Genomic DNA, 12,545 nt, shown 5'->3' with positions numbered 1-12,545 from the left:
TTGCAGATGAAAAAAATAAGATTGATATTTGCAATAGTAATAATTTGGGCATGCCTGCCGAGCTTCGTCTCGGCGCATGCCTATATTGCGCAATCGACACCTTATGGGGATGCGGAGCTGGCGGAAGCTCCGCCCGCCATTCGAATAAAATTTACAGAGAAAATCGATACGAAGCTAAGTAATATTTCACTAAAAAGTAGTAGCGGCACTGACATTACTGGCAAGTTAAGCAGTGATGATGAGCTTACGCTAGTTTATACCATTCCTAAGCTGGATAAGGGCATTTATGAAGTAAGCTGGCAGGTGTTGTCGCTTGATTCTCATATAACAGACGGTTCCTTTAAATTTGCGGTAGGCGTGAAGCTTGAGGCTGTGAAACCGGATGATACGGTTTCACTGGACGGTACTTCTGCTGGTAATACAGGGAGCAGCTCTGGAAATGAAGCAAAAGTGACTGACAAACCCGTAATTACAAAGAGTCCAGAGCCCACAATTAAACCTAAGCCTACAAAAAAGCCGGATATAACGCCTACGCCATCTGAATCACCCACTCCGACTGCTGAGTCTATAGAAGCCAGTGAAGGGACGGCCGCTACCCCGTCTCCCACGATTTCAAGCAGTGAAGAGGTGGAGGCAGCAGAGCCGGATACAAATACAAATACAAAAGATGTTGATGCGGATGCTGTGGAAGACGATAATGCTGCTCCGCAGATCGAACAAGATACCGCTAATGATCACAGCAGCCATAGCAATCACAGCGGCGACAGTGGCGCTGGAGAGGCCGAGCACGATCATACGGGTGGCCAAGGCTTCATGGTGCTGATGCGCATACTCGATATTTTGACGGCTGTTATTCTCGCTGGAATACTGTTTTTCCGATATGTCATCTGGAGAGATGATGAATCAAAGGCACCCTTTGGTTTCTCCGTCCGAGCCGAGAGACTAGTGATGGGAGCCGCGGCGCTTATTTGGCTGGTTTCCGGATTGCTTCGCTTGTCGATGCTTGCAGACCAATTCGGCGGTGTATCCATCTATGCACTAGCTAATGGAACAATGATTGGAAAGATAGCGACGTTAAGAGTTGGGCTTGCTTTAATCGCACTTCTTCTTGCATTTGCCCCTATTCGGGAGAGACGATGGGCGAATATGATTAAATGGATAGCTGCAGCGGCATTGATAGTGAGCTTCCCGCTCACAGGCCATGCGAATGCTGCTTTAACCGATGTCGTATTTGGAATAGTGACCCATACAGTTCATATGTCTGCTGCCGCTATATGGTTTGGTGGCCTTGCGGGTTTGCTGTCAATAACTTTCCATAGAAATGCCGTGGAGCGCTTGAACCAAGCGGCTGTGCGTTTCGCAAAGTGGGCGCTGCCAAGCATGATCGTTATTTTGATTAGCGGAATATGGCTTTCGGCTGCTAGGCTCTCAGAATGGGGACAATTGTTCACTACAGCGTATGGCAAGCTAATCCTCGCCAAAACCATTCTCATGCTGCTTGTCGTCGTCATTGCAGCACTTCATAAGCTCGTATTCATGCCGCAAATCGCGAAAGCGAGCGCCGCAAGAGGGTTGCTGTATGGCATCCGAATTGAGATGCTGCTTGCTGTTGCCCTATTCGTGCTGGCAGGCTGGTTGTCGACAACTTCTCCGGCGGAAGCACGCGTGGAGTCAAAGCTGGCTGAACCGATTTATTGGCATGTGATGGGTGAGCAGGCGCATATGAGTTTGCGTATTTCGGAGAATGATCAGACTGGGGATCAGGCTGTACGCCTTGATTTGTGGCTTCCTGAAGATCAGGGAACGCCTTTATCCGCGGAAGTAGCTGTTAAGATAGACTCGAATCAAGCGGAAGCGGAAAAGGAAACCGAGCAAGGAAACAAAATTGTGATTCCGCTGGAATTGCAGCCGATGGGGGAAGAGATGTTTGAATTTCCAGGCTTTACGAAATATACGTATCGTTCATCAGGTGAGTTTATCGATGATCAGAAAAAAGGGTTAATTACGGTTGATGTAAAAGACGAGAAAGGAAACAACTTCCATTATGAGCGAGCGATAGGCGACTCGCTAACGGAATAGTTGTTACGGCAAAATAAGAGGGAAAGACATGTCCATGCTTGACTTCGCTTCATGCTTCTGCTAATCTCACCATCAGGGAAAAGGCGGGTGTTAGCATGATCATCGGCATCGGACATGATTTATCAGATATTGCAAGAATCGCGAAAATAGTGGATGGCCGCACAGGCAGAAGGTTTTTGGAGCGGGTGCTGTCTGCGGGCGAGCGAGAGCTGGCTACGGAGTACACAGGCGAGCGGCTTTATCAGTTTACGGCTGGACGTTTCGCTGCGAAGGAAGCGGTTGTGAAAGCTTTTGGCTGTGGAATAGGGAATATACTAGGATTCACAGACATCGAAATTTTGCGAGGAAGCTGCGGCAAACCCGAGTGCAACTTAACGGTGGCAGCTTGGAATCGCCTAGGCTTAAGCAGAGAGGCTGTTCGAATTCATGTTACGATTACGCATGAACGAAAGCTTGCTTCAGCTTTTGCTGTTGCGGAACGGATATCGGAGTAACCTTTTGCCTATACTTGGAATGTAATATACCAAGTTAGCTAGTCGAGAGGGGATGCCGACAATGAAGGAGCAGCGGCTGCAAAAAACGAAGCGTCGGTTTAAAACCGGGCAATGGGTTGAATTCGACGGGTTGTATTCAGACGATTGGGGCGGAGATCTAGTGCTTGTGCAGGGTGATCTATTTCCGATGCATCCCCAAATGGGTGAAACGCATTGGACCTACGCCGGCCAAGCGGCACTTCATTTCATGAGTTCTCCAAAAATAAACGGCCATCATATCGGCTATTAATCGAACATGAACAAGAAAAAAAGGATGCTTGAGCAGCATAATCTGCTCAGGCATCCTTTTTTTTCGCTAAGCCTTTGTTATTTTTTGCTTGCCAACCAATTAGAGAGCCCTGCAATTTCTTCAGCAGTCAGACGCTCTTTAAAAGCAGGCATCGAGCCTTCTCCCTCTTCAATCTGTTTCGTAATATCAGCAGCACTCATGCGCTCTCCAACTTTTTGGAGATTTGTTGCCGGGCCTACTCTGCCTTGAAGTCCGGTTCCGTGACAGCTGACGCAATTGGCCTTATAAACCGAAATAACTTCCTCCGGCCCAATAAGTGCGTTGGTTTTCTCAGGCGGGCTGTTCTCTTTGCTTCCACAACCTGCCAGCAGTATCACAGCTATAAAGAATGTTATTGCAATAGAAAAACCTCGGTTCCGATTCATATATAGCAATCCTTTCTTTTATTCTTTATTATGGAAGATTCGGTCTTGTTTAGGATATTCATAAGACTTCCATATGAATTTGAATCGTTAGTTCGTATAATAGAGAAGATGTTAACCATTAGAGAGAAGATATAACTATTATATCTCAGTTTTACTTATAGGAGAATTCATGAAACCGACAATAGAAAGTATTTTGCAAAATCAGTTGAACAACATTCAAGCCGAGGTTATTATGACTGCCTATAACGAATTTGAACCGGGCTGGTTCGAGAAAAAAACCGAGCCGGATTTTTTCCGTTTCGGTTATACAGTCAAGGGAGAAGCCCGGCTTAACATACAAAATGACACTTATTTCGTACAGCCGGGTACGCTTTATTTTTTGCCAGCGGGTACAAAGCAATCTTTTGGTACAGAGGGAAATGAGAAGCTGGGGCTTTATTGGTGCCATTTCCGTTTGGAGCTTAGCGATTTTCAAGTTATTAATGCGCTGCAGCTTCCGCCATTTGTTTATGTGAAGGACAAAGAAATGATGAGTAGCCTTTTTACAAAAATGAATGATTATCAGCATTGTAAATCGATTACACGTGAGCTGCGGTTAAAGTCGGTGCTGCTGGAGCTGCTTGCTTATTATTTAGAAGAAAGCCATGTGCAGAGAACAACATTCCAGCAATCGGATTTTGAGGTAAAATGGAATGAAGTGCTCGCCTATATTGAAGCGAATTTGCATCAGAATATACAAATTGAGGAGCTAGCTAAGTTTGCTTTTCTTCATCCAAACTATTTCATTACTTCCTTCAAAAACATCATGGGCTGTTCGCCGATCCAATATGTGACAAATCGCCGCATCGCGATCGCGAAGCAGCTGCTTATGGAAACGGAGCTTCCTGTAGCCGTTGTTGCGAAGCAGGTTGGCATGCAAAATCATTATTTATCTCGGCTGTTCAAAAGATATACAGGCATCACGCCGGTTCAGTATAGACGGATTGGAAAAAATACCGGAAACAATCGAAAGACGCTTACAACAAGAATGAACGAGGAGAAAAGCTAATGGGAGAAATTGATGTAAAGACGTATTTTAGCACAGAGCTGCTAAATTGGTATCGGCTTATCAAACGCGATTTGCCATGGAGGATTAATAAAGATCCTTACCGGGTATGGGTATCTGAAATTATGCTGCAGCAGACGAGGGTAGACACTGTCATTCCATATTACAACCAATTTATGAGTAAATTCCCCACAGTGCGAGCGCTTGCTGAAGCTCCTGAGGAGGAAGTGCTCAAAAGCTGGGAGGGGCTGGGCTACTACTCGCGTGCCCGCAATTTGCAAGCCGGTGCCAAAGAGGTCGCTCAGCGTTATGGGGGAATCGTCCCAGATGATAAAGCGTCCGTTGCTGGATTGAAGGGCGTTGGCCCTTATACTAGCGGAGCTATTATGAGCATCGCATTTAATCGTCCAGAGCCGGCAGTTGATGGTAATGTGATGCGTGTGCTCTCGCGATATTTTTGCTTGGAGGATGATATCGCAAAAGCTTCGACGCGAGTAGGCATTGAGAAGCTGGCTGCTTCGCTTATTCCAGAAGGCGCCGCTGGTGACTTCAATCAAGCGCTGATGGAGCTGGGTGCTCTCGTGTGTACGCCGAAATCGCCAAGCTGTTTGCCTTGCCCTGTAATGGAGCATTGCGAGGCGAGACTAGCAGGCAGAGAGATGGAATTGCCGATCAAGACGAAGGCGAAGCCTCCTCGTCCAGAGTTTAGGGCGGCAGCAATCGTTGTTGGCAGCGGGGAAAATACCGGCAAAGTGCTCGTAAGGCAGCGTCCAGCTACAGGCCTTCTAGCCCAAATGTGGGAGCTTCCCCATTTGCTGCTGCCGCCGGATAAGGTGAACTGGCTGGATGAAGCAGCGCCGAAGGAGCAGGGCGAGCTCGCCGAGATGATCAGCCGCATGCTTGATGAGGACACAGGACTTCTTATTCGTCCGCGCAGCTGGTTTACAGATGCTGATCATATTTTTAGTCATATTCATTGGAAAATGCGTTTTTATTTAGCCGATTTGGGTGAAACGTCTTATTCAGCTATAGACGCAGACATCGCAGCTGCATCGGGCAGCGCAGCTATTGCTGCGGAGGCAGCGTCCTCTTATGAAGTGAATAAAAAGGCAGCAGCTATAGATGTTTCTACTGAGGAACATAATGAGCAGCCGGGCACTTACCGATGGATTTCAAAGGAAGATATGGACACGCTTCCGTTTCCGAATTTATTTTTGCGCATTTTAAAGCAATTTTGGGAATAAATGATTATAGAGTCGGAGGAGAAGCAAATGAGCAATATGCTGGAGCTGCTCTTGCAGCACAAAATCGTAGCCATTTTAAGAGGAATTGAAGATCGGCATGCAGATGACACAGCGCAGGCTTTAATAGATGGCGGCATTCATATGATGGAAATTACGATGAACACGGACGGAGCAGCGGCTATGATAGAGCGTTGGCGTTCGAAGTTTGATGGAAAAGCTGCAGTAGGTGCCGGCACAGTAACGGATGTAGACCTTGCTAAGGAGGCTGTGGCGGCAGGCGCCCAATATCTCATATCGCCTAATCTAGATGAGGAAGTTATAGCATATGGCCGCGAGCGCGGCCTCTCCGTATGGCCCGGTGTTATGACACCGACTGAAATTGTGAAAGCTTGGAAGGCAGGAGCGGATGCTGTGAAAATTTTTCCAATGGGCACGCTCGGCATAGGTTACTTGCAGGAAATTCGCGGACCATTAAACGATATTCCAATGATTGCTACTGGCGGAGTTGATTTACATAATATTGCAGATTATTTTAAAGCAGGAGCAAATGCTGTCGGAATGGGCAGCAAGCTCGTTAATTTGGAATGGGTTCGCGAAGAGAAATTCGCTCAAGTAACGGAGCGAGCACGGCAATTCGTAGATATCGTAAGCAAGTTATAGAGCAAGGAGGTTATCTCATGGACGTTGTCTTATGGATCGTTATCATCTTCTTTATTATTGTTTTGCTGCTTGCTGCGCTAATCTGGCAAATGGGCGCGCGCAGCCAGAAGCCTCGAAAGATTATGAATGCGGAGACTCCTCTTGTCGACACGCAGTGGCAATCCTTAACGTTCACTAATCATGGCTCTAAGCTGGAAGGCTGGCTGCTTCAGCCTGCTTCCAACGACTTGTTAAAGGACGGACTTGCGCCTCTTATTATTTTAGCGCATGGCTGGGGATCGAATCGGACGAGAGTGCTTAGGTATACGCGTCCGATTTATGAAGCAGGGTTCGCTATATTGATGTATGATGCACGCAGCCACGGCAACAGCGATTCGATTTCTGCGCCTTCCGCGCTCATGTTTCGGGATGATGTGCTCGCTGCTCTTGAAACAGCCAAAAGTTTGCCAGGTATTGATCCAGATCGAATTGCCATACTAGGTCATTCCCTTGGCGGATTTGGAGCGCTACTTGCCCTTGATCAAGGCATGAAGGTGAGAGCGGTCGTAACGGATTCAATGCCCGTCCATTTCGATACGATGATGAAATCGGAATTGCGACGCAAAAAACTGCCGCTATTCCCGCTAGCCTATCTGATTCCGATGATATGGCTTATTCGTTCACGCATATCGTGGTCGCAGTTTAAAGAGGCCAGCATTCCTGCTGTAATAGCAAAACATGCCGGCAGCTCCGACATTGGCCGAACACCGATTATGATGATTCATTCGAATGGTGATGAGTTTATTAGTGCGGAGGATCTGAAGCAGCTGAAAGAGCAATTGCCAGATCATCTGATTCAAACATTGTTCGTATCGACCAAAGGACATAGCACTTCCGAGCAAGATTCTAGCTTCTGGGAGAAGGTTATCCCTTTTTTGCTGGAATCCATGGAGTATGCTTCTATCAAAAAGGAAGCCCGCGGCACGAGGCTGCAGGCTTCAAGAGAGAATATATAATAAAGGGGGGTCATGAATTTATTATATAAGCATAAGATGAAACCAAGATGAGAGAAATATTACAGTTTGATTACAAGGCTGCTAGCTTATAAACGGGCATCCCTTCTAGTTGAAAATATAAATGTGAAGAAGTTTCCGATAAATGGTTGCTTTCTTTCACTTATTGTTAAGGAGGTTCGAATGCGTAGAGTAGCTTCTAAATTGTTGGTGGTTGTCGTTATCGTAGTAGCTGCATTTTGTCTTGACCTCAAGCTGGATTTATTTCCGGCGGCAGCAGAGTCGGAGGAGGTGGCCGCCTTGGATGAAACGAATAAGATGGAGCGCATGGAGCTCGAGCTTGCTAAACATTTCAAAGCCAGGTCCGAGCGGTTTTCAGTGACATACACGGGGGACAAGCAGGAACTATCGAAGAAAATGACAGAGGTCATTCGTGCTGCTTTAAAGCATGATGATTATTCAGCCTACATTCTTGAATCCTACATCTACACCATTCGCAGCTGGGGAAATAAATCGACGATTGCTCTGGAAGCCAGATACCGCGAGACACTGGAACAAACGGCAGTTGTAGATCGCACCGTTGCAAAGGCGCTCCAATCTATAATAGAGCCGGCAATGAATGAGCATGAGAAAATAAAAGCTATTCACGACTGGGTCGTTAGCCATGTGGAGTATGATAAAACATTGAAGCATTACACTGCTTATGATGCGGTGACACTCGGAGAAACCGTGTGTCAAGGATACTCATTGCTAGGCTATAAAATGCTGAAGCAAGCGGGACTGACGGTTTTAATCGCAGAGGGTACTGTGAATACGGGCGAGCATGCATGGAATATGGTGCAGGTAGACGGTGTTTGGTACCATTTGGATCTAACCTGGGATGATCCGGTCGCAGCAGCATCAGCAGGAAGCCAAATCACGGCACAAAAAGTTTCGCCAAGCGAGAGTACGATTCGTTATAACTATTATTTGAGAACGGATGAGGAACTGCGCGTTGATCACCAGTGGACTAGAACTTATCCTGCTGCAAACGTCTCCTATGCGGATACGATTCGTGAGCTGGAGAAGCAAGGGGGACAGGCGGAGCGCAGCCGCTTCAGCAGGCTGAAGATCGCACTTGGCTTGCACTGGCTTGAACCGGAATATACGGTATCAAGCTCAGCGCAGCTGAATCAAGTTATACAATCGGCGCTTGATTCCAAGGCAGGGAGCCTGTCATTCCGATATGAGCAAGGCGATCAATTCCCAGCAGCTTTAAAGGCTGCCTTCAAACGTATAAACGTTGCAGTTGGTTATCGGGCAAGCTATGAGCCTTATGCTGGCGATCAATCACTTCTTGTTAATCTTCAGCTGGAATATACGAAATAATAGGATGAGGTGCAGAGGGCTGCACCTCATTTTGTTCAAATAGGAAAGGGGGTGCATCTCTGCACCCCCTTTCCTATTTGAGTAAATCAATTATTGCTCATTTTTTCTCGCAGCGGTCATTTGCTGCCATACAGAGCCGGCTGCTTCTTCACCGCGTTCAATCCGTTCAAGCGCCATTTTGGCTTGAAGCTGAATTTCAAATTCATTATCGTTAGCAGCTTGACGCAGCGCATCGATCGCAGATTCATCGCCTGCTTCATAGAGGAAGCGTGCTGCGCGCCAGCGGACAAGCTTGTTTTTGTCACGGAGCGATTCAATCATCGGTCCAACCGCAGCGGGATCACCAAGATCAGACAGCGTGTCGCCAGCCGTCCTTCTAACGGAAGTTGAGGAATCACGCAGCGCCATAAACAAATATGGCAGCGCTTCAGGCGCTCGCAGATCGCCAAGATAGATAACGGCAAGACGACGAATGGATGTGTTCTCATCCTGTATCGCTTGTGCAAGCAAAGGCAAACCTTCTATAGCGGAAACATATCGCTCCAATGCTGCGTAACGAACCTGCCAATCCGATGAGGCGAACTGCTCTTGCGCTTGTTCAAAAGTTAGCGGAGCTGGCCTTACGACAGCTGGAGCTTCGCCTTCAGCACCAGCATTCCCTTGCTCAATAGCTGCTTGCACAAGAGTATCCAATCTCTCACTCGAATAGGAAGCTTCCAGCTCGCGTACAATTTCAGCTGCAATCTCCTCGGGTTCTCCGTATCGAACGCCAAACTCTTCCAGCTTGCGCTCGCGAATCATGCCTGAGCCAGCGGCAAGGTTAACCGCCTCGCCAAACTGTGGCGGAAGCGCTGAACGTGCCTCGATGTCTCCCATTCTTACGCGCACCTGCATCGGAATGCCGCGATACATTTGAACGAGCACCTGCGCTTCGCCAAAGCTAGTTGAAGGCCCACTCCCGCTGCCCTCGCCGTTGTCGCCATCAGCAACCTTCTGCAGCAATTGTCCTGCTTCAGCGAGTATAGCTGCCCAATCTGCTCCAGGCTTGCGGTCAAGCGCAATAAAGTCAGCTGTACGGAATAAGCTTTTCACTCCGTTTATTTGCAAAAGCTGCTGAAGCAGCTCAGGAGCGTCGCTTGCTTCACTCGCTTTGTAGGTGAGTCTGCGTCCGCGAGGGAGCATCTCATCGACGTTCAGCTTCATGGAATTGGGACTCGGCGTTGGTTCTATTGAAATTAGTTTCATAAGGAAACCTCCTGGGCTAATTGATATTTAGACGCTCATCTGCTTCATTTATGTAACAAATGCTGCGTCGAAAGCGTAATCTTATGTGTAAATGCTTTATAACCAAGTGTAACTGATTTTATGTTAGGATGCGAACGATGAAACGAGAGATTGTCTCTAATTCACATTTCTGTATAGACTGTCATACGAGTGCGTGGATGATTTCGCATAAATAACATATTTGCATTGAGTACCGCTGGCTTGGTATCTTAATAAAACAAGAAATGAATGCGAAGGAGGGATGGACGGTTGAAGTTAAAACGATTTGCTAATATAGATCCTATCGAGCAGCACACTTCAATGAAGCAGTTCAAAAGATGGCGTCAGGAACGCATTCGCAAGCTGAGAATGAAAGATTATTCATTCACCGTTCCGACTGTTGAACCTGACATCGCATACTTGGAGAATAACCGAAAATGGCCTTCTATTACTTGGGTAGGGCATTCTACTTTTTTTATTCAGTTCGGCGGATTGAACATTATTACAGACCCTGTGTGGTCGACTCAAATGGCATTTCAAAAAAGACTTTCAGCGCCAGGTATCAAGGTAGAGGACGTTCCGCCTATTGATATCGTGCTTATATCGCATTCCCATTATGATCATTTAAATATAAATTCGCTGCGCAGGCTGGTTGGCGCTAGACAATTGCTTGTGCCTGCAGGACTTGGTGCCAAGCTTCGCAAGAAGGGCTTTCTTAGAATTAAGGAGCTGCACTGGTGGGAATCCGTTATGTATAATGGCGTAAAATTCACATTTGTGCCTTCACAGCATTCGACTCGACGCAATCCATGGGATACGAATAGCTCGCATTGGGGAGGCTTTGTCATTGAGCGTCCAGCATCACGCAGCGAGAAGCTTGTAAGCCATGTTCGTGATACTTTTGAGGCCGGTGACGAATCAGTTGCAGAGTCGCGAGCGCAAATCGCAAGCGCGTCCGAGCCGGCAGCTGCTCGGAGTTGTCCGTTTTTTAGCGGTGCAGCTTCCGTCGAGCGGCCAGTCATATCTGATTTTCCGACTATTTATTTCGCGGGGGACAGCGGTTATTTTCAAGGCTTCAAGGAGATCGGCCGCCGCTTCCCGGTTGATGTAGCGCTATTGCCGATTGGAGCTTATGAGCCGGAATGGTTCATGGCGCCGCAGCATATTACGCCGGAGCAAGCGCTCCAAGCCTTCGAGGATTTGGATGCCAAGTGGTTTATTCCTATGCACTATGGTGCGTTTAAGCTTGCGGATGATACGCCTCGTGAAGCGCTCGATCGCTTGGAGGCTGAACGCAGAAAACGATGTATTTCTGACGAGCGAATTCTAGTTCTGCCGCATGGCGAGACATGGCGTATGTCCGGGAAATAACAAACTAGGACAAAGGTTTGCCAAATTCGAGCAATGACGACGGTAAACGAAACCGTTATACTTGCTAAGTATAAGTATGCATAGTGGAATAATTTTAGGGAGCTTAGGTTTGCATGCGTAAATCTAAGCTCATCTTACAAAGCAAGGTACCTATAAGGAGGAGCAAGAAATGATTCATGCAAACATTCGTCTAGGCGTTATCGGTGCAGGTGCAATCGGTAGTATACATATGCAGACATTCAATAAAGTCGAAGGCATCGATGTTGTTGCTGTAACGGACGCTTACCTTCCGCTTGCTGAGCAGCGTGCTGCTGAGTACGGTATTGAAACGGTTCATCCAAGTCCGCAATCGCTGCTTGAAGACTCATCGATCGATGCAGTCGTTATTGGTGTACCTAACCAATTTCATGCCGAGCTTGCTATTGAAGCACTGAAGCAAGGCAAGCATGTTCTGCTGGAGAAACCGATGGCCATTGATTCCGAAGCAGCGCGGTTAATCGTAGAGGAAGCTGAGAAATCAGGTAAAATATTAATGATGTCGCATCAAATGCGCTGGACTGGACTAAGCCGCGCACTTAAGCAGCGAATTGATAACGGCGATGTAGGCCATATCTATAATGCAAAGGCAGGCTGGTTCCGCAAAAAGGGCATTCCCGGCTGGGGCTCATGGTTCACTCGCAAAGACCAAGCAGGCGGTGGCCCGCTAATTGACATCGGAGTTCATATGCTAGATCTTTCGCTTTATCTCATGGGCAATCCGAAGCCTGTTTCCGTATACGGCTCGACTTATGCAGAATTTGGTCCTAACCGTCTTGGTACAGGGACATGGGGTACGCCAAATTGGGATGGGTACTATGACGTTGAGGATCTAGCCTCGGCGCTTATAAAACTTGATAATGGAGCGACCTTGTCGCTTGAGGTTAGCTGGGCTGCACATTCAGCCTTCCTGCCGGAAGATCCATTTATTCATTTGATGGGAACAGAGGGCGGCGTAGCGATTATTGGCAATAACGGCAAGTATGTTACGCATGAGAACAATGAAGTCGTTGAAAGCGACATCACTCCGCTAGAGGGCGAAGAGGATCGGATTCTAATGAGCCGCCATTTTGTCGATTGCATTCGCGAAGGCAGGCAGCCGATTACGTCTGCACTTTCGGGTTACACAAATAACCGTATTCTTGACGCGATATATGAATCTTCCCGCACGGGCAATGAAGTTAAGCTGAAGTGGGATTAATCTTTTTAAAAAAAGACATCACTACCTCATAGCGTATTACTTAAAACCTTCCCTAATGCGACAACTGTATCAAAGTCG

At 47.3% G+C, this 12,545-nt stretch carries 12 protein-coding genes; 10 read left to right on the top strand and 2 right to left on the bottom strand.

Annotated elements, in window-relative coordinates; genetic code table 11:
• Positions 1-6: 6 nt before the first annotated feature.
• The 3 genes from AB4Z45_RS06930 to AB4Z45_RS06920 all read left to right on the top strand — a co-directional run bounded on the left by AB4Z45_RS06930 (position 7) and on the right by AB4Z45_RS06920 (position 2,862).
• Entirely contained in the window at positions 7-2,079 is a 2,073-nt protein-coding gene (locus AB4Z45_RS06930; protein ID WP_441908453.1) for a CopD family protein, read from the top strand.
• A 95-nt stretch (positions 2,080-2,174) separates the two neighbouring features.
• Positions 2,175-2,573: a holo-ACP synthase gene (acpS, locus tag AB4Z45_RS06925; RefSeq protein WP_441908452.1), complete on the top strand. Its 399-nt coding sequence runs from the start codon at positions 2,175-2,177 to the stop codon at positions 2,571-2,573.
• 61 nt (positions 2,574-2,634) lie between these two features.
• On the top strand, positions 2,635-2,862 hold the full coding sequence (locus AB4Z45_RS06920; protein ID WP_076268946.1) for a hypothetical protein: 228 nt from the start codon (positions 2,635-2,637) through the stop codon (positions 2,860-2,862).
• A gap of 77 nt (positions 2,863-2,939) precedes the next feature.
• Here AB4Z45_RS06920 and AB4Z45_RS06915 read toward each other — a convergent pair whose 3' ends face one another.
• Entirely contained in the window at positions 2,940-3,287 is a 348-nt protein-coding gene (locus AB4Z45_RS06915) for a c-type cytochrome (RefSeq protein WP_441908451.1), read from the bottom strand.
• 169 nt (positions 3,288-3,456) lie between these two features.
• On the opposite strand from AB4Z45_RS06915, the gene AB4Z45_RS06910 reads away from it, so the two are divergent.
• The 5 genes from AB4Z45_RS06910 (at position 3,457) to AB4Z45_RS06890 (ending at position 8,596) form a co-directional block, all read left to right on the top strand.
• A complete protein-coding gene (locus AB4Z45_RS06910) occupies positions 3,457-4,335 on the top strand; it encodes an AraC family transcriptional regulator (RefSeq protein ID WP_441908450.1) in 879 nt (292 codons plus the stop codon).
• Positions 4,335-5,576 (top strand): A/G-specific adenine glycosylase, encoded by a 1,242-nt coding sequence (mutY, locus tag AB4Z45_RS06905; RefSeq protein ID WP_441908449.1) that lies wholly within the window; start codon positions 4,335-4,337, stop codon positions 5,574-5,576. The genes AB4Z45_RS06910 and mutY overlap by 1 nt, the downstream gene beginning before the upstream one ends.
• A 27-nt stretch (positions 5,577-5,603) precedes the next feature.
• Positions 5,604-6,236: a bifunctional 4-hydroxy-2-oxoglutarate aldolase/2-dehydro-3-deoxy-phosphogluconate aldolase gene (locus AB4Z45_RS06900; RefSeq protein ID WP_441908448.1), complete on the top strand. Its 633-nt coding sequence runs from the start codon at positions 5,604-5,606 to the stop codon at positions 6,234-6,236.
• 17 nt (positions 6,237-6,253) lie between these two features.
• Complete coding sequence (locus tag AB4Z45_RS06895) at positions 6,254-7,231, top strand: alpha/beta hydrolase (protein WP_441908447.1); 978 nt, start codon at positions 6,254-6,256, stop codon at positions 7,229-7,231.
• A gap of 180 nt (positions 7,232-7,411) precedes the next feature.
• Positions 7,412-8,596 carry a transglutaminase domain-containing protein gene (locus AB4Z45_RS06890; protein WP_441908446.1) on the top strand — a complete coding sequence of 395 codons (1,185 nt, stop codon included), beginning with the start codon at positions 7,412-7,414 and terminating at the stop codon, positions 8,594-8,596.
• 90 nt (positions 8,597-8,686) lie between these two features.
• On the opposite strand, the gene AB4Z45_RS06885 is transcribed toward AB4Z45_RS06890, so the two are convergent.
• Complete coding sequence (locus tag AB4Z45_RS06885; RefSeq protein ID WP_441908445.1) at positions 8,687-9,841, bottom strand: virulence factor; 1,155 nt, start codon at positions 9,839-9,841, stop codon at positions 8,687-8,689.
• A 339-nt stretch (positions 9,842-10,180) separates the two neighbouring features.
• Between AB4Z45_RS06885 and AB4Z45_RS06880 the strand changes: the two genes are divergently transcribed.
• Together AB4Z45_RS06880 and AB4Z45_RS06875 are read left to right on the top strand one after the other, a co-directional pair.
• A complete protein-coding gene (locus tag AB4Z45_RS06880) occupies positions 10,181-11,230 on the top strand; it encodes an MBL fold metallo-hydrolase (protein WP_441908610.1) in 1,050 nt (349 codons plus the stop codon).
• A gap of 169 nt (positions 11,231-11,399) precedes the next feature.
• Positions 11,400-12,467, top strand: coding sequence for a Gfo/Idh/MocA family protein (locus AB4Z45_RS06875; protein WP_441908444.1), 1,068 nt, complete (start codon positions 11,400-11,402; stop codon positions 12,465-12,467).
• Positions 12,468-12,545: the final 78 nt, after the last annotated feature.

The sequence above is a fragment of the Paenibacillus sp. MCAF9 genome, from assembly GCF_052114265.1.
In the GTDB taxonomy this organism is placed as follows: Bacteria; Bacillota; Bacilli; order Paenibacillales; family Paenibacillaceae; genus Pristimantibacillus.
This window is presented reverse-complemented; position numbering and strand designations above follow the sequence as displayed.

Excerpts from the sequence above, each read along its gene's own strand:
- AB4Z45_RS06930 (WP_441908453.1), top strand. The coding sequence starts at position 7 with ATGAAAAAAATAAGATTGATATTTGCAATAGTAATAATTTGGGCATGC.
- acpS (WP_441908452.1), top strand. The coding sequence starts at position 2,175 with ATGATCATCGGCATCGGACATGATTTATCAGATATTGCAAGAATCGCG.
- AB4Z45_RS06920 (WP_076268946.1), top strand. The coding sequence starts at position 2,635 with ATGAAGGAGCAGCGGCTGCAAAAAACGAAGCGTCGGTTTAAAACCGGG.
- AB4Z45_RS06915 (WP_441908451.1), bottom strand. The coding sequence starts at position 3,287 with ATGAATCGGAACCGAGGTTTTTCTATTGCAATAACATTCTTTATAGCT.
- AB4Z45_RS06910 (WP_441908450.1), top strand. The coding sequence starts at position 3,457 with ATGAAACCGACAATAGAAAGTATTTTGCAAAATCAGTTGAACAACATT.
- mutY (WP_441908449.1), top strand. The coding sequence starts at position 4,335 with ATGGGAGAAATTGATGTAAAGACGTATTTTAGCACAGAGCTGCTAAAT.
- AB4Z45_RS06900 (WP_441908448.1), top strand. The coding sequence starts at position 5,604 with ATGAGCAATATGCTGGAGCTGCTCTTGCAGCACAAAATCGTAGCCATT.
- AB4Z45_RS06895 (WP_441908447.1), top strand. The coding sequence starts at position 6,254 with ATGGACGTTGTCTTATGGATCGTTATCATCTTCTTTATTATTGTTTTG.
- AB4Z45_RS06890 (WP_441908446.1), top strand. The coding sequence starts at position 7,412 with ATGCGTAGAGTAGCTTCTAAATTGTTGGTGGTTGTCGTTATCGTAGTA.
- AB4Z45_RS06885 (WP_441908445.1), bottom strand. The coding sequence starts at position 9,841 with ATGAAACTAATTTCAATAGAACCAACGCCGAGTCCCAATTCCATGAAG.
- AB4Z45_RS06880 (WP_441908610.1), top strand. The coding sequence starts at position 10,181 with ATGAAGCAGTTCAAAAGATGGCGTCAGGAACGCATTCGCAAGCTGAGA.
- AB4Z45_RS06875 (WP_441908444.1), top strand. The coding sequence starts at position 11,400 with ATGATTCATGCAAACATTCGTCTAGGCGTTATCGGTGCAGGTGCAATC.